Source organism: Tatumella citrea, assembly GCF_002163585.1.
In the GTDB taxonomy this organism is placed as follows: domain Bacteria; phylum Pseudomonadota; class Gammaproteobacteria; order Enterobacterales; family Enterobacteriaceae; genus Tatumella; species Tatumella citrea.
In genome coordinates this window covers 3,185,269-3,202,532 of record NZ_CP015579.1, presented here as the reverse complement: position 1 = coordinate 3,202,532, position 17,264 = coordinate 3,185,269, and the positions used below count along the sequence as shown (strand labels likewise).

Below are 17,264 nucleotides of genomic sequence, written 5' to 3'. Positions count from 1 at the left end.
AATTGCTGACTCTTATCTCCGGTTCTTTCACTATCACCACATGGCTCATCTGTCATTAGCCACCGCCGGTTGGTCGCATAAGTAAAAAAGGTTGGAAATCACAAAACAGAAATCTACTGTATGGTTTTTGATCATTTTATTGATATATTCTGCAGTAAATGTAAGTTTGTGAAAAAATATATGACACAAAAAGGATGTTTTGTGTTCAGCTCATAAGGATATGAAGTGATAAACCCTGCTCATCAGACGCGGTGCTGCGCGTACATGACTCTGTTAACGTTACTGTCTTTGCCGGTGCTTTCAGCCCCGGCAGCCCCCTCACTGTTAGTCAGTCCGGCAGGCTCCGGGTCTGGAAAAATAACGGATGCGGGTGACAGGCAATTTATACACCAGCAGGAGCAACAACGGGCATTAGAGCAGCGCCTGACCCCAAATGCACCAGAGGTGCGCCTCTCTGCGCCGGTCAGCAGTTTTGGCCGGATCAGTTTCCCGCAGGAAACGCCATGTTTTGCTATTTCGCAGGTTATCCTTTCAGGTGCTGACAGCCTACCGCATTGGTTGCCATTGCAACGTATCAGTAATCAGGCGATCGGCTATTGTCTGGGTGGCAAAGGCATCAACCTGCTAATGAGCACCCTGCAAAACCGACTGGTAGGGCACGGTTATATTACTACCCGTGTGCTGGCACCGCAGCAGGATCTCAACAGTGGCAAACTTAAACTGGTAATCGTCCCCGGTAATATCAGGCAGATAAAACTAACACCGGAAAGCGGTCACTACATCACTTTGTACAGTGCGTTCCCGGCCCATGAAGGTAAGCTGTTAGATCTGCGAGATATCGAGCAGGGGCTGGAGAATCTGCAGCGCTTGCCCACGGTACAGGCTGGTATGGAAATTTTACCCGGCAGTCAGCCGGGAGAGAGTGATATTGCGTTGCTGTGGCAACAACAACGGATGTGGCGGGTGGGCGCTTCACTGGATGATTCGGGTACCCGGAGTACCGGGCGTTATCAGGGAGGGCTGACACTGTCTCTGGATAATCCTCTCTCGCTCAGCGATCTGTTTTATCTGTCCGGTAGCCGCAGCCTGGACAGGCAGGGCGGAAAAGGCGCGGATAATATTACCGGTCACTACTCCGTACCTGTGGGGTACTGGATGTTTGGCATCACGGCCAACAGTTATCACTATCACCAGACGGTCGCCGGTCTGAACAGTGATTACCGTTACAGTGGTAAAAGCAGCAATGTTGGTTTTCAGGTCAGCCGCATCCTGCATCGTAGCGGCAGTCAGAAAACGACGCTGGTTTACGATGTGCAGGCCAGGGAATCGAAAAACTATGTTGATGATACCGAAGTTGAAGTTCAACGCCGCCGAACTGCCTCCTGGAGAATTGGTTTACAACATCGCCACTATATTGCTCAGACAACGCTGGATACGGGCATCAGATACCAGCGAGGTACCCGCTGGTTTGGTGCACAGCCTGCCCCGGAAGAATATTTCGGCGATGCTACAGCACTGAGCAAAATCGTACAGATATCAGCACAGCTTGATATTCCTTTCGCACTGGTTAACCAAAAATTCCATTACAACCTGCAATATCAGCGGCAGTTCAGCAATACGTTGCTGACACCGCAGGATCAGTTCGCCATTGGTAATCGCTGGACGGTGCGTGGTTTTGACGGGGAGCGTACGTTGAACGCCGATCGTGGCTGGATGGTACGCAATGATATCGCCTGGGCTACCCCGGTTTCAGGTCAGGAACTTTATCTGGGCGTTGATTACGGCGAAGTAGGCGGTCATGGCTCGCAATATCTGGTAGGTAACCATCTGGCCGGAGGCGCTGCCGGCATTCGTGGTTCGGCATTTAATACCGGTTATGATCTGTTTGCCGCCGTGCCGTTTTCTAAACCCGGGGGCTTCAAAACTGACCCGCTGTCGCTCGGTTTTAACCTCAACTGGCAATACTAACAGACGAAGATGCAAGCCGGAGCGTTTAGCGATAATTCCCGGTGTGGGCTACCGTTTCTGCCCTGAAGCATTCCGGAAAATACCAGGATCAGGTATTTCGTTTTCTCTGAAAATTCTGTCTCGCAGCTGCAGTACCGGAGTGGCAAAACCAGCGGGTATTACTGCGCGACAAGACTTTATTTTAAAGCAAGGACGCTGTCATGAATAAGAACCTCTACCGTATTGTATTTAATCAGGCGCGTGGCCTGTTGATGGTTGTCGCAGATATTGCCGGTGCTGGTCGTGCCGGAGCGTCAGCGTCTCGCTCCGGCACCGTACATCCCTTCAGCCAGTTAACGGGCAAAGTTCATGGCATCTGTTTTGCGATGTTGCTGGCGTTAGGTGCTGTCCAGCCTGTGCAGGCTGGTATTGTCGCTGATAGTCGTGCACCTGGCGGTCAGCAGCCCACCATAATTAACAGTGCTAATGGTATCCCTCAGATCAATATTCAGCCACCGGGTGCTGGCGGGGTGTCGCACAATAAATACAGCCAGTTTAATGTTGATAGTAAGGGTGCCATTCTCAATAACAGCCATAACAATGTACAGACTCAACTGGGGGGGATGGTTGCCGGCAACCCGAATCTGGCAAAGGGCGAGGCCAGAATCATTCTTAATGAGGTTAACTCACGGGATCCCAGCCAGTTAAATGGATTCGTGGAAATCGCCGGAAGAAAAGCACAGGTGGTGATAGCCAACCCGTCAGGGATTACCTGTAATGGTTGTGGTTTTATCAACGCCAACCGTGCCACCCTGACCACCGGTCAGGTACAGATAAATAATGGGCAAATCAGTGGCTATGACGTCAATCAGGGCGAGATTGTCGTCACTGGCGCAGGTATGGACAGTCGTCAGCAGGACAGTACTGACCTGATTGCCCGGGCAGTGAAAATCAATGCGGGGGTCTGGGCCAGTCAACTGAAAGTCACCGCCGGGCGTAATGTGGTGGATGCAGCGCACGACGTCGTCGCTGCCAAAACCGCCGATGGTAGCGTATCGCCCGGCATTGCCATCGATGTGGCGGCGTTGGGAGGTATGTACGCCAATAAAATTCGCCTGATGGGTACAGAAACTGGAGTTGGGGTGCATAACGCCGGGAATATTGGTGCTTCGGCAGGAGATGTAGTGGTTAATGCCGACGGAAGTATCAGCAATAGCGGATACATAACAGCCACCAACAATCTGCAGCTGACCACCGGAGGCTATCTTGATAATCAGGGCCACCTGTATGCCTCGGCCAATACCACCGTGAGCAGCCGTGGTACGCTGACTAACCGGGGCGTGATCGCCGCGCAGAACAATACGACGGTAAGCGCCGCAGGAATTAATAGTAATAAAACCAGTGTGTTCGCAGCGGGGATGGGTAGTGACGGCGCGCTGGCGGCCGCCGGTGATCTTAGCTTAACCAGTCAGGGAAAGCTGACCGTCAACGGAAAAAACTCCGCTGCCGGGAGATTAACGGTACAGGGCGCGGTGCTGGATTTCAGCGACAGCCAGACTTATGGCAACAATGTGTCGATTCAGGCGACGACCGGAGATATCAGCACCTCCGGTGCCACGCTGTCTGCCAGTCAAAAGTTTACTGCCCGGACATCAGGCACTCTCAATAACAATGACGGCAAAATCTCCGCCGGACAACTCACTATCAATGCAGACAAATTGTCTAACCGCAACGGGTTGGTACAGCAACTCAGCAGCAATGATCTGATGTTCTCCTTTGCCGGGGGGATCGACAACAGTGCCGGTACGCTGGCCAGTAACAGCAATAATTTCCGCCTGACAACTGCTGTTTTGAATAACCAGCAAGGGCTGGTCGCTCATTACGGAAACGGCTCGCTGGATGTGCTGACCGGCCAGATGACAGGAACGGAAGGCACGTTATTGAGCCAGGGAGCGCTGGGATTAAGTGCCTCGCAATTGCTACTTGATAACGCCACCACCCGGGCTGACCGGATTACGCTGACAGCAGATTTCTTCTCGCATCAAAGTGGCAACCTGGTGCAGACCGGGAGCGGCGATATGTCAGTTACGGTGAGCGGCGCGTTGAATAATCAGTCCGGAAGCCTGGCAGCGAATGGCAATATTAATCTGCAGGCTGACCACCTGAACAACCAGAACGGGAAGCTGACCGCTGCACAACAGGGGTCGCTGCATATCACCACCTTCAGCCTGCTGAATAATCAACAAGGGAGCCTGGCAGCCGCAGGAAAAGTGTGGCTGCAAAGTCGCGGGCTCAATAATGACCACGGGCTGCTACAGTCCGGAAGTGATATGCAGCTTGATATGCAAAATGGCCTCCTGAGCAACCGTTACGGCACCACCAACGGCGGTATTATTAGCCAGGGAACACTGTTACTTAGCAGTGGCGCACTGGATAATACCCGGGGCTATATCGGTGCCAGCGGTGGTACGCTGGCGACAGCAGAACTGAATAACTTCAACGGAAGCCTGATAAGCAATAAAGATTTGGCGCTCACCACACAAGGCGCCTTCAACAATCAGCATGGATTATTACAGGCCGGAAGCTCGATGGTTGTTAATACCTCAGGCGATGAGCTGATAAATACACAAGGGCAGATTGGCGCGGGCCAGTCGCTTAACCTGCTGAGCGGTACAGTGCTCAACCGGTCAGGACAGATCCGCAGCTCAGGCACGGCGCAAATCAATACTCAGGACCAGACGCTCGACAATAGCAGGGGCATTATTTCCGTCGCCGCAGATGCACAACTGAATACCGGAAGCCTCAATAACACTGAAGGTCAAATCCAGGTGGTAGGTACGGTGGCGATAAACGCGATCAAAGGACTGATTACCAACACTCACGGGCTGATCCGCAGCGGAGCTAACCTCGCTATCACGGCCCTCCAGCTGATTAACCGTGATACTCAGGCGGATAACACCGGGATTGAGGGGACATCGGTCACCCTCGACAGCGGTAATTTTGATAATGCCCGGGGGATTTTGCGGGCGACAGATTTACTGGAAATCACCGGAACACAACATCTCGACAATAGTGAAGGCCTGCTGTCGTCATCTGCCAAGCTGAACATTCACGGAGGCGATACTCTCTCTTTTATCAATACTTCCGGGACACTGATTGCCGGAAAAAAACTCAATCTGACCGCCGGTTCACTGACCGGCGATGGCAGCGTACTTTCGCAAGGCGCAATGGCATTAGTCCTGCAACAGGCTTATTTCAATCAGGGACAGGTGGTCGCTAATGGTGACATGAACCTGAGCCTTGGCAATCAGAGCCTGACGAATCAGGGAGTGATCAAAGCAGGTGGTGTACTGACGCTTCATGCCGATAGCCTCGACAACCAGCAACCGGCTGAAATCAGTGCCGGGGAAAACCATCTGTTGCTGACCAACGATTTAACTAACCGGGGTTTGCTGGATGGCGGCCTGACTCATGTTGTCGCTTCTAACCTGACTAACACCGGCACGGGGCGTTTGTACGGTGACCATATTGCACTGCAAACCGCGACACTGAACAATCTGGCTGAAAATGGTAGCGCGGCGACGATTGCGGCCCGCGATCAGCTGGATATTGGTGCAGCGGAGATCAATAACCTCGACCACGGGCTGATATATAGTGCAGGAAATGCCGCTATTGGCGGTGCGCTGGATAATAACTGGCGGGCAACCGGACAGGCATCGGTTTTCAATAATCACAGTGCCACGCTGGAATCCGCCGGTGATATGACGCTGAATGTCGGCCAGCTCAATAACATCAATGACCATTTAGTGACACAGGTCGTGGTAGTAGAAAAATCATACCACAATGAAGCCGTGCTCAAGGGGGCGGTTAACCGCTTTGACTGGGCGGATATTGATACCAGCTATAAAAATAAATACAAAGTGCAGGATGCGATTATGCCGGATGGCACGCGCAATAATAATTTCTACCAATATATCTATACCCGTACCATCACCGAAACGCAGGTAGTGGCAAGCGATCCCGGCCAGCTGATTGCCGGAGGCAATCTGACCATTAATAGTGATCAGGTTAATAATCACGACAGCCGGATTGTGGCCGGGGGGCTGCTGGGTGGCATCATTAATCAGCTGAACAATATCGCGACTGCCGGCCAGAGGGTGATCACCGATATTGGTAGCCAGATCCACTGGTATGCTAAAAAGTCGGGAGGAGGACCTGGTGGAACGAAAACCTCACAGGGTAAAGATCACAGCAGTTACACGCCGACTGCCACTATCCGGACCATTGATCTGCAAACCATGGACTGGCAGGGTAACTCGCAGGCCAGCGGTAGCGGCTTTACAGTAGCCGGACGCAATACCGCCGGAGACAGTACTGCTATTGTTGATGCAGCCAATATCACGGCCGATAGCGGGTTAATGCCGGTCACCCCACCTTCAGGGCAGATTGTCGATGTGATTCCACCGGGCGACGATAATACGGTGATCCGCCTGATAAGCCCAGTTATCACGCTGCCTGATAACAGCCTGTTCCATGTTCAGCCGGAGGTCGATGCCCGCTATCTGATTGAAACCGATCCGCGTTTTACCCAACAGAAAAAGTGGCTGGGTAGTGATTATATGCAGAACGCGCTTGCCAACGACCCGAACGCTTTGCTGAAACGGTTGGGTGATGGCTACTACGAACAACAACTGATTAAACAGCAGGTGCTGAATCTGACCGGTAATCGCTATCTGACGGGCTACAGTAATGACGAAGATCAATACCAGGCGTTGATGAATGCGGGGGTAGCCTTCGGCCAGCAGTTCTCGCTCGCGCTGGGCGTGGCACTGACTCCACAGCAGATGGCGCTGCTGACCAGTGACATGGTGTGGCTGGTGAAAAAAGAGATCACGCTGGCCGATGGCACGGTACAAAGTGTACTGGTGCCGCAGGTGTATGCGCGGGTTCAGCAAGGCGACCTGGATGGTAGTGGCGCGTTACTCAGTGGTAATAATATTGCATTAAATGTCAGTCATGACCTGACCAATAGCGGTCATATCAGCGGGCGGGAAGTCACCCAGCTTACTGCGGATAACCTCAATAACAGCGGCTTTATTGGCGCCAATCAACTGGCCCTGCGGGCAGTCACCGACATCAATAATATCGGTGGCACCTTACAGGCGGGTGACCGACTGACCGCCATTGCGGGGAGAGATTTTAACAGCAGCAGTACGCTGGGCGGTAGCGTGGGTAATATCACCTTTGATCGTCCTGCCGGAATTTATGTGCAAAACGACAAGGGTCAGTTGAGTCTGCAGGCAGTGCACGACATTAATCTGACTGCCAGCCAGATAAGCAACACCGGTGCGGGTAGCCAGACGCAGCTCAGTGCCGGAAATGACCTGAATCTGGGTACCGTGACGACCACGCACAGTGAAAAGGGTGACTGGGGTGGCGGCAATAACCGCAGCCTGACTCAATCTTTTGAGAACGGGACGCAGATTAACGGCAGTGGCGATGTCTCCCTGGTCGCCGGCCACGACCTTAATGCCCGTGCCGCGAGCGTCAATGCGCAGGATGGTCTGAATGTGGTGGCAGGAAATGATCTCACCATTACCTACGGCAACGACAGCTACCATCTGACAGAAAACAGCCACCAGACCAGCAGCGGGTTGCTTTCAAAAAAATCGATCACCACCCATGATGAGATTCAAAGCCAGACAGCGGCAGGCAGTGCCTTTAGTGGCAACGTCATCGCTATGCAGGCCGGACATGACCTGACTGTCACCGGCAGCAGCATTGCCGGAACGCAGGATGTCGGCCTGACCGCAGGCAACAACCTGACAATCAGCACCGCTGAAGAAACCCGGAAGGAAGTTCATCAGTACCAGGAGAAAAAGTCAGGCTTTTCCGGCACTGGCGGAGTAGGTTTTAGTGTCGGAAGCAGCAGCCTGAAAATTACCGATGACGGGCAAAGCTTAAGCAGCATGGGCAGTACTGTTGGCAGCACTCAGGGCAACGTTAACCTGACGGCCGGTAACCAACTGACCGTAAAAGGTTCAGACGTGCTGGCAGGAAAAGACCTTAACCTGACCGGTAAAGAAGTGAACATTCTGGCGACAGATAATCAGAGTTCGCAGACCCATACGGTGGAACAAAAGCAGAGCGGCCTGACGCTGGCCTTATCCGGTACGGCAGGTAGTGCGATTAACGCAGCTGTGTCGGGTGCCAACGAAGCCAGTAAGCAGAGCAACGATCGGCTGGCTGCCCTGCAGGGGATGAAATCGGCACTCAGCGGCGTGCAGGCCGCGCAGTCGGTGTCCCTTGCGGAAGCGGGCGGCAGTGAGGGTAGTCTGGTTGGTATCAACCTTTCATATGGCAGCCAGTCATCTAAATCAACGCAGACCAGTACTCAGAGCCAAAGCCAGGGCAGTACGCTGACCGCGGGCAATAATCTGACATTAAACGCCACCGGAACCGATATTAGCGTTCAGGGCAGCCAGCTGCAGGCCGGGAAAGAGGTCAGCCTGAATGCGGCGCGGGACGTGAATCTTTTCTCCGGGCTGAACAGTCAGACACTGGAGGGAAAAAATGAAAGTCACGGATCGTCAGTGGGCGCAGGTATTAACTTTGGCCAGGGCTCCGGTGGTGTAACGGTGAGCGCCAGCGTCAATAAGGGCAAAGGTTCAGAGACCGGCAACGGCATCAGCCATAATGAAACTACCATTAATGCCGGAAATCATCTGACCATCAATAGCGGCAGGGACACTACCCTGAGCGGGGCGCAGGTTAGTGGCAAAAAAGTGACTCTGGATGTGGGGCGTCATCTGACCCTGACCAGCGAACAGGATACTGACAACTACGATTCGACACAGAAAAATATCAGCGCGGGTGCCAGTGCAGGCATGGGGGGCGGTGCTTCGGTTAACCTGAGCCGGGACAACATGCACAGCACGTACCAGAGCGTGCAGGAGCAGACGGGTATCTTTGCCGGCAACGGTGGTTTTGATATCAGTGTCGGTGAACACACGCAGCTCAACGGTGCGGTTATCGGCTCGACGGCGGATGGCAGCCTGAATGCACTCGACACCGGAACCCTCGGGTTCATCGATATTAAAAACAGCGCCGAATACAAGGTTGAGCACCAAAGCGTTGGGGCCAGCACAGGCGGTAGCGCGGGCGGCCAGTTTCTGGGCAATATGGCCAGTAACCTGCTGGTGGGTTTTAATGGCAGCGACAGCGACAGTTCGGTTACTCATTCGGCAGTCAGTGAAGGCGCGATTAAAATCCGCGATAAGGACAATCAGCAGCAAAACCTTGATGACCTGAGCCGCGATGTCGAACATGCCAATCAGACATTGTCCCCGATATTTGACAAGGAGAAGGAGCAGAACCGGTTAAGGGAAGCGCAGCTGATAGGAGAGATAGGAAGCCAGATCGGAGATATTGCCAGAACTCAGGGGCAGATTGAGGCGACAAGAGCAGGTAAGGCAGAACTGGCTGCGAAAGGTGTTAAAGAGCCGGGCATAAATGCCACGAAGGAAGAACGTGCCGCATATGATAAAGCTTTGAAAGAAACTTCTGGCTACAAAAATGCGCAGCAGCAATGGGGAACCGGCAGCGCCATCCAGCAGGGTATCCAGGCGGTTACCGCTGCGGTACAGGGCCTGGCCGGTGGTGACCTGGCAAAAGCGATAGCGGGTGGTTCGTCGCCGTATCTGGCTGAGGTCATTCACAATATGACCACAGATGCATCAGGTAAGGTTAATACTGAAGCGAACCTGATGGCGCATGCGGTACTGGGTGCGGTAGTAGCGCAGATTAACGGTAACAGCGCGTTAGCCGGTGCAGCCGGGGCGACCACCGGTGAATTTATCGCACAACAGCTCTATCCGGGCGTTAACCGGAAAGACCTGAGCGAAGAGCAGCGGCAGACTATCAGCGCGCTGGGAACTCTGGCGGCTGGACTGGCTGGCGGTATCGCCGGTGACAGCACGGCAGATGCTGTGGCGGGTGCGCAGGCGGGGAAGAACTCATCCAATAACAACAACCTTGGCGGGCTGGGGAGCTATGGTCAGGCAGCGGCCTCGCTGGGAAGCTCAATGATCGAAGCCGGAGCAACAGCGGAAGAGATAAACGCGGCGCTGAGCAAGAATGCGAAAGGTGATTTACCAGCAAACCAGAATCCGGCCACCGGACTGTTAACTGCCTGGGGCGCGGGGATGACAACCGTTGTGGCTCCTGTTCTGCTACCAACTACCGCAACGGCGGGAAGTGTTATTGCTGCGGGAGCAATAGGCGGCTCAGCAAACGTGTTTAACCAGTTGAACAATGGCGACCCTTTCAGTGCCACCGATGCACTTATTGCTACTGGTGTCAGTGCGTTAACGCAGGGTAAAGGATTCTGGTTTACTGAAGCGGCCAGTATCACCGGAGCTTATGCTGGCGCTAAATTGCAGGGGAAAGATACACTTCCGGTTGTAGCTGGTGCAGTTATTGGTACTGTAATTGGTGCTGGCGGAGGTAAAGCTGTAGAAGTTGGTAATAAATATTTCCCAATTGTCTCAGATAAAACAGCTGGTATTGCTGGAGCTATTGGCGGCTCTGTAATTAGCGAAACTACGGGAAGTAAAGTTGAAGATAAGCTAAAGAATGCGGGAGATAAGAAATGAGACCTAATACTTATGGCTTAAAATCTCTTTTTATTTTAATAATAACTTTTATCGTTACCATGATTCTTGCTTTTTTGTCAGGCTGCTTATGTGCTGCAATTTTGGTTTATTTTAAAAATGGAAATTTCATTTTTGGCTGGCATGAGGATGTTTTTTTTTCAATTAAAAGAGGTATCGTGGTGGGAATCCCCACAGGAGTAGGTATCTGGCTTTTATCCAGGATAAAACAAAAAGAAGAACCATCCTCTAAGCAATAAAGAGCCGCCCCGGTACAGACCGGTGTTAGCTTACCCGTCAATCAGTCCTCAACTGATAGGGGAAATCGGGGTTCAGGCCGGGGATATTGCCAGGACGCAGGGGCGGATTCAGGTGACAAGAGCAGGTAAGGCAGAACTGGCTACGAAAGGTGTTAAAGAGCTGGGCATAAATGCCACGAAGGAAGAACGTGCCGCATATGATAAAGCCCTGAAAGAAACTTCTGGCTACAAAAATGCGCAGCAGCAATGGGGAACCGGCAGCGCCATCCAGCAGGGTATCCAGGCGGTTACCGCTGCGGTACAGGGCCTGGCCGGTGGTGACCTGGCAAAAGCGATAGCGGGTGGTTCGTCGCCGTATCTGGCTGAGGTCATTCACAATATGACCACAGATGCATCAGGTAAGGTTAATACTGAAGCGAACCTGATGGCGCATGCGGTACTGGGTGCGGTAGTAGCGCAGATTAACGGTAACAGCGCGTTAGCCGGTGCAGCCGGGGCGACCACCGGTGAATTTATCGCTCAACAGCTCTATCCGGGCGTTGACCGGAAAGACCTGAGCGAAGAGCAGCGGCAGACTATCAGCGCGCTGGGAACCCTGGCGGCGGGCCTGGCTGGCGGTATCGCCGGTGACAGCACGGCAGATGCTGTGGCGGGTGCGCAGGCGGGGAAGAACTCATCCAATAACAACAACCTTGGCGGGCTGGGGAGCTATGGTCAGGCAGCGGCCTCGCTGGGAAGCTCAATGATCGAAGCCGGAGCAACAGCGGAAGAGATAAACGCGGCGCTGAGCAAGAATGCGAAAGGTGATTTACCAGCAAACCAGAATCCGGCCACCGGACTGTTAACTGCCTGGGGCGCGGGGATGACAACCGTTGTGGCTCCTGTTCTGCTACCAACTACCGCAACGGCGGGAAGTGTTATTGCTGCGGGAGCAATAGGCGGCTCAGCAAACGTGTTTAACCAGTTGAACAATGGCGACCCTTTCAGTGCCACCGATGCACTTATTGCTACTGGTGTCAGTGCGTTAACGCAGGGTAAAGGATTCTGGTTTACTGAAGCGGCCAGTATCACCGGAGCTTATGCTGGCGCTAAATTGCAGGGGAAAGATACACTTCCGGTTGTAGCTGGTGCAGTTATTGGTACTGTAATTGGTGCTGGCGGAGGTAAAGCTGTAGAAGTTGGTAATAAATATTTCCCAATTGTCTCAGATAAAACAGCTGGTATTGCTGGAGCTATTGGCGGCTCTGTAATTAGCGAAACTACGGGAAGTAAAGTTGAAGATAAGCTAAAGAATGCGGGAGATAAGAAATGAGACCTAATACTTATGGCTTAAAATCTCTTTTTATTTTAATAATAACTTTTATCGTTACCATGATTCTTGCTTTTTTGTCAGGCTGCTTATGTGCTGCAATTTTGGTTTATTTTAAAAATGGAAATTTCATTTTTGGCTGGCATGAGGATGTTTTTTTTTCAATTAAAAGAGGTATCGTGGTGGGAATCCCCACAGGAGTAGGTATCTGGCTTTTATCCAGGATAAAACAAAAAGAAGAACCATCCTCTAAGCAATAAAGAGCCGCCCCGGTACAGACCGGTGTTAGCTTACCCGTCAATCAGTCCTCAACTGATAGGGGAAATCGGGGTTCAGGCCGGGGATATTGCCAGGACGCAGGGGCGGATTCAGGTGACAAGAGCAGGTAAGGCAGAACTGGCTACGAAAGGTGTTAAAGAGCCGGGCATAAATGCCACGAAGGAAGAACGTGCCGCATATGATAAAGCCCTGAAAGAAACTTCTGGCTACAAAAATGCGCAGCAGCAATGGGGAACCGGCAGCGCCATCCAGCAGGGTATCCAGGCGGTTACCGCTGCGGTACAGGGCCTGGCCGGTGGTGACCTGGCAAAAGCGATAGCGGGTGGTTCGTCGCCGTATCTGGCTGAGGTCATTCACAATATGACCACAGATGCATCAGGTAAGGTTAATACTGAAGCGAACCTGATGGCGCATGCGGTACTGGGTGCGGTAGTAGCGCAGATTAACGGTAACAGCGCGTTAGCCGGTGCAGCCGGGGCGACCACCGGTGAATTTATCGCTCAACAGCTCTATCCGGGCGTTGACCGGAAAGACCTGAGCGAAGAGCAGCGTCAGACTATCAGCGCGCTGGGAACTCTGGCAGCGGGCCTTGCGGGAGGCCTGGCCGGTGACAGCACGGCAGATGCTGTGGCGGGTGCGCAGGCGGGGAAAAATGCGGTTGAGAATAACTTCCTGAGTAACACCGACTCCGACAAGCTCGCTAAAGCCATAGAGAAAATAAAGCAGGGTGATAAATCACTGGCCGCTGCGAATGAGCTGATTAAGCTGGAAAACGCCGATAAACGCAGTGATGCGCTGGTGGATAAGTTCACCCGAGACCCTTCACAAATAAGCAGCACTGAGCGGGCAGAACTGGCAGGTTATTTGCGTGTTTATGCGTCTGAGATGGAAAAGGAATATGGTCCGGCAGTATCGCAGGAACTGGTTAAAGGATTGATCTCAGGGCAGGATTATATAAAACGTAATCCGGACTCGGAAGCCATGTCACAGGCACAAACTATTATGAATACCTGGGGCTACCATAAATCGAATGCCAGTATTGGCGATGCACCGCTAATGTTTAGTACGAATGTCCCGGGTACTACGATAAAAGAAGGTATGGCGTTAAATGCGGCTATCGGTATAGGGGGTAATGCCGGTGTTCAGCTCAGAGGAAATGAACCATTCAGTTATGTTGATGTGATTATGGCTGGTATAACCTCAGCCGCAACTACCGGTAAAGGCATCGGTACATCAGCAGCGATCAATATGGGAGGTGCTGCGGTGGGTAGCGGTATTAAGGGAGAGAATCCGGTCAACTCTATGGCTGGTGCTGGAATAGGTAGTGTGGCTGGAAAAGTAGCATCAGAGGTAATGAAGCCAGTGATAAAGGAAATGGCTTCTGACGTAGCTGAAGCTACGATTGGTTCTCTTACATCTGAAGTGACTGGTAATAAATTTAGAGATCAGCTAGATGATCACAAAGGGAAAAAATAATGAGATTCAAAAAAATTGATATCCCATTGTTTATTTTTCTTATTATTTATTGGATAGCTGCGATTTTTTTAATGATTTTTTTATTGAGTTTAAGTATTGCTCTTATTTTCTACTTAAAAAATGGTTATGAACTCTATTTTGATTTCTTACAAGAGTCGATTTATACGCTGCATAAGGCAATACCCGGTGGAATTATTCTAGGGAGTGGCATATGGATAAAAGCAAGGCTCCAGGAGCGTAATGGTAGTAAAAAAACAAATCAGTAAGCTGACGAATCCCAGATTCTTCGGTTGGAGTTGTTGTTGAGAATAACTCGCAAAGTGGAGATAAAGCCAGATAGTTGGTTAAACAGGCGGCTGAATACCTGAAAGATCAGCTACGGGATAAGCTGTAGGTAACGGTACGACATCGGCTATCGCCAACGCAATCATTAATGCCCTGGCTGATACTGGTGATGCAGCATTGGAAGGAGCGGATTACGCAGCAGATGCTGCACGGCTCTGTATAACCTGGAAGGGAAGAATCAGGCTTTGCTGGAAGCTACGGGTGGAATATTGGCTGGGATTATATTACCAGGTAAGAAAGTTCCTGCGGGTTGTTAAAGCAGTTGACCCGACCCTCAAAATTACAACCGGGCAAGCCGTAGGAGCCTTTCTGACAAGGAGCATCAGTGGAAACAGTAAACCCGGCTTATCTGAACAATCAGGGAGAGCTGGGGGAGTATTGGCAGAATCAGGCATGGCTGCTTCACATTCACTTCGCGTTGAATTCGCCAGATGCCTTTCTAGAATACCGGCCCGGTCACCGTAGTGAAAATACAGTCGTTGTCTACGGTGGATTGAGGGTTCAGGTAGTGAAGTCCTGCATTAAGGTGCGGGCAATTGATTGACACATTTTTAAAAGGAATTAAAACTCATGAAAGCAAAAATTATGATGGCGGCATTACTTTGTGGTGGCCTTTTTGCCAATACCAGCGTGCTGGCTGACAGTCACACGGTCTCAGTCGGTTATGCACAGAGTAAAGTGGCGGATTTTAAAAATATTCGCGGGATAAATGTCCAGTATCGCTATGAATGGGATTCGCCTGTCAGTGTAATCGGTTCATTCAGTTATATGAAAGGTGATAATGACTATTCATACCGGGTCGATTTTAATGGTGACCCCAGTGGATATGACGGCCATGATACTTTGAAATACTACTCATTGCTGACCGGACCGGCCTACCGCATTAATGATTATGTCAGCATTTATGCCCTTATTGGGGCGGTTCAGGCAAAAGCTGAAGGTAAAACAACCTATCTTACTCAGTATTCAGAAAAGTTTAGCAGTAGTGCAACGTCATTCGCTTATGGTGCCGGTGTTATTGTTAACCCGACTGAGAACTTCTCCGTTAATTTCGGCTATGAAGGCACCAGGGTTAAATTTGAGAAAAGTTTTGCAATAAACGGCTTTAACCTTGGCGTTGGCTACCGCTTCTGATCCCGACTGAAGTTGAGAATAATTATCTTCATGCAGGTCAGGCTCAGGCGTTCGATAATGAGCTGCCGGACTGCCAGTCGGTTATTGATTGACTTGTCTTGATATAGGTTGACAGTTTTCAACCCTGTAACGCCCGGTAGACTTCACCGGGCGTTTTGTATTTGAGTGACATATAGGGATGTAGTGTAAGTCTCCACCGGCTCTCTGACCATTTTCCTGGCCTGTTTAATACCTCCCTGCCTGTCACTCCTTCTCTATCTATTATTGCCAGCCCTGGTTGGTGCAGGGTTAGCGGAGACATAAATATATTTTGTTAAACCCATAGGACGGTTTACGCCGCGAGGATCGGAAAACGGCAGTTTTAACGTGGGAGATGCAGATACTTTTACTGTCCAGGTGGTATCACCGATAAAACGGAAGCTGGCGGAATGGGGCAAAACCTTTAAATCCTCGAAATAACCCGAAGAATAAGCGGCTCCGATAGTCAGTTCTTCTATTACACCTTGAGAGAGATCCAACAGTAATACTGTCAGCATCTCCTCATAGATAATGTCATCTGTCATGAATAAGAGATAGCGGCGCTCATCAACTCTTATTACAGCTTCAGGCACTTTTCCTGGAATAATAATCCCCGTTGAGTTACCGCCAATCAAAACTTCGGATCGAGCCTGAGTGGTATCTGTTGCTTCACTGATTTCGCAGAGTGATAGTGTAGAGACTTGTTCCATCTTTATTTCCACCAGTTGCCTGTTTCCCATACCGCAAAAGCATCGCCAACAAATCCGCCTAATGACACGCAAACAGGAGCACCAGGCCCTGATGTAAGAATATCAATACATAAACCATTAATCACTGGATTCGGGCGAGGGACCCGGACTTCTACAGGCACAAAAAAGCCCGCAAGGCTTGTGCCATGCGGGCTTTCAGGACTTCACCGGGTGATTCTGGTATCACCGGTGGAGAATTTGGTGGAGCTGGCGGGAGTTGAACCCGCGTCCGAAATTACTACACCGTCGGCACTACATGCTTAGTCCAGTCTTTACATTCGCCGGCCAGCTGCGGATGGACACGCTACTGACAAACTAGCCTGATTCAGTTTAATGCTTCAACCCCAGGCAGGGTCTCCACACGATCTCTTTTGGGTTTGACCTCTCTTGATCCCCGTCCTAAGAGCGGAGGCTAGGGAGAGAGGGCTCTTAGCAGGTTATTAAGCTGCTAAAGCGTAGTTTTCGTCGTTTGCGACTATTTTTTTGCGGCTTTTTACGAGGCCAACCGCCCCTCGGCATGCTCCTTGGGCTTCGCAAATCCCGTCGAATCCAGAATCAGCCCCAAGTACTGTGGTACACTATATCAGGAAAAGCGTCTGCTACACCAGTGGTTTAGCGATTTCCTTTCTTCATAATCCGTGCTTTGTCTATTTTCCATTCACGTTCACGGATGTCGTCACGCTTATCGTGTTCTTTCTTACCTTTTGCAACGCCAATCTTCAGCTTACACCAGGCATTTTTCCAGTAGAGCGATAACGCAACGATGGTATAGCCTTCACGGTTAACCCGGCCGAAGATCGAATCCAGCTCACGTTGTTTTAGTAATAATTTACGGTTACGGGTCGGATCGCAGACCACATGGGTTGAAGCACCAATCAACGGCTGAAAGGTAGCACCAAACAGAAAGGCTTCACCGTCACGTAACAGGATGTAGCTTTCACTGATATTGGCTTTGCCGGCACGAAGAGATTTTACTTCCCATCCTTGTAACGACAGTCCGGCCTCAAATTCTTCTTCAATAAAGTACTCATGGCGGGCGCGTTTGTTCAGGGCAATGGTTGCAGAACCGGGTTTGTGAGCTTTTTTCTTAGTCATA

9 protein-coding genes, 1 other RNA gene and 1 pseudogene are annotated in these 17,264 nt (G+C 51.2%); 8 read left to right on the top strand and 3 right to left on the bottom strand.

All coding sequences use genetic code 11. The annotated features are described in order from the left end of the window. Positions 1-264: 264 nt before the first annotated feature. From A7K98_RS15305 to A7K98_RS15260, 8 genes and pseudogenes are all read left to right on the top strand, one after another. Positions 265-1,968, top strand: coding sequence for a ShlB/FhaC/HecB family hemolysin secretion/activation protein (locus A7K98_RS15305; RefSeq protein ID WP_087489338.1), 1,704 nt, complete (start codon positions 265-267; stop codon positions 1,966-1,968). A 200-nt stretch (positions 1,969-2,168) separates the two neighbouring features. Beyond that, positions 2,169-10,601 carry a two-partner secretion domain-containing protein gene (locus A7K98_RS15300; RefSeq protein ID WP_087489337.1) on the top strand — a complete coding sequence of 2,811 codons (8,433 nt, stop codon included), beginning with the start codon at positions 2,169-2,171 and terminating at the stop codon, positions 10,599-10,601. Next, positions 10,598-10,858, top strand: a complete 261-nt coding sequence (locus tag A7K98_RS15295) for an immunity protein (RefSeq protein ID WP_087489335.1) — start codon at positions 10,598-10,600, stop codon at positions 10,856-10,858. The genes A7K98_RS15300 and A7K98_RS15295 overlap by 4 nt, the downstream gene beginning before the upstream one ends. A 22-nt stretch (positions 10,859-10,880) precedes the next feature. Continuing rightward, on the top strand, positions 10,881-12,170 hold the full coding sequence (locus A7K98_RS21675; RefSeq protein WP_087489336.1) for a VENN motif pre-toxin domain-containing protein: 1,290 nt from the start codon (positions 10,881-10,883) through the stop codon (positions 12,168-12,170). Then, a complete protein-coding gene (locus A7K98_RS15285) occupies positions 12,167-12,427 on the top strand; it encodes an immunity protein (RefSeq protein ID WP_087489335.1) in 261 nt (86 codons plus the stop codon). Before A7K98_RS21675 ends, A7K98_RS15285 begins: the two co-directional genes overlap by 4 nt. Continuing rightward, positions 12,414-13,922 (top strand): annotated as a pseudogene (locus A7K98_RS15280) (VENN motif pre-toxin domain-containing protein); the annotation flags it as partial. The gene A7K98_RS15285 and the pseudogene A7K98_RS15280, both read left to right, overlap by 14 nt. Further along, positions 13,922-14,188: a hypothetical protein gene (locus A7K98_RS15275; RefSeq protein ID WP_087489333.1), complete on the top strand. Its 267-nt coding sequence runs from the start codon at positions 13,922-13,924 to the stop codon at positions 14,186-14,188. The pseudogene A7K98_RS15280 and the gene A7K98_RS15275, both read left to right, overlap by 1 nt. A 649-nt stretch (positions 14,189-14,837) precedes the next feature. Further along, positions 14,838-15,401, top strand: coding sequence for an Ail/Lom family outer membrane beta-barrel protein (locus A7K98_RS15260; protein WP_087489331.1), 564 nt, complete (start codon positions 14,838-14,840; stop codon positions 15,399-15,401). Between the two features lie 254 nt (positions 15,402-15,655). Here the strand turns inward: A7K98_RS15260 and A7K98_RS15255 are convergent, their stop codons facing one another. From A7K98_RS15255 to smpB, 3 genes are all read right to left on the bottom strand, one after another. Beyond that, positions 15,656-16,129 (bottom strand): hypothetical protein, encoded by a 474-nt coding sequence (locus A7K98_RS15255; protein ID WP_087490539.1) that lies wholly within the window; start codon positions 16,127-16,129, stop codon positions 15,656-15,658. Between the two features lie 238 nt (positions 16,130-16,367). After that, positions 16,368-16,731: a transfer-messenger RNA gene (ssrA, locus tag A7K98_RS15250) on the bottom strand. Between the two features lie 49 nt (positions 16,732-16,780). Next, positions 16,781-17,263: an SsrA-binding protein SmpB gene (gene smpB / locus A7K98_RS15245; protein ID WP_038022759.1), complete on the bottom strand. Its 483-nt coding sequence runs from the start codon at positions 17,261-17,263 to the stop codon at positions 16,781-16,783. Position 17,264: the final 1 nt, after the last annotated feature.

Excerpts from the sequence above, each read along its gene's own strand:
- A7K98_RS15305 (WP_087489338.1), top strand. The coding sequence starts at position 265 with ATGACTCTGTTAACGTTACTGTCTTTGCCGGTGCTTTCAGCCCCGGCA.
- A7K98_RS15300 (WP_087489337.1), top strand. The coding sequence starts at position 2,169 with ATGAATAAGAACCTCTACCGTATTGTATTTAATCAGGCGCGTGGCCTG.
- A7K98_RS15295 (WP_087489335.1), top strand. The coding sequence starts at position 10,598 with ATGAGACCTAATACTTATGGCTTAAAATCTCTTTTTATTTTAATAATA.
- A7K98_RS15285 (WP_087489335.1), top strand. The coding sequence starts at position 12,167 with ATGAGACCTAATACTTATGGCTTAAAATCTCTTTTTATTTTAATAATA.
- A7K98_RS15275 (WP_087489333.1), top strand. The coding sequence starts at position 13,922 with ATGAGATTCAAAAAAATTGATATCCCATTGTTTATTTTTCTTATTATT.
- A7K98_RS15260 (WP_087489331.1), top strand. The coding sequence starts at position 14,838 with ATGAAAGCAAAAATTATGATGGCGGCATTACTTTGTGGTGGCCTTTTT.
- A7K98_RS15255 (WP_087490539.1), bottom strand. The coding sequence starts at position 16,129 with ATGGAACAAGTCTCTACACTATCACTCTGCGAAATCAGTGAAGCAACA.
- smpB (WP_038022759.1), bottom strand. The coding sequence starts at position 17,263 with ATGACTAAGAAAAAAGCTCACAAACCCGGTTCTGCAACCATTGCCCTG.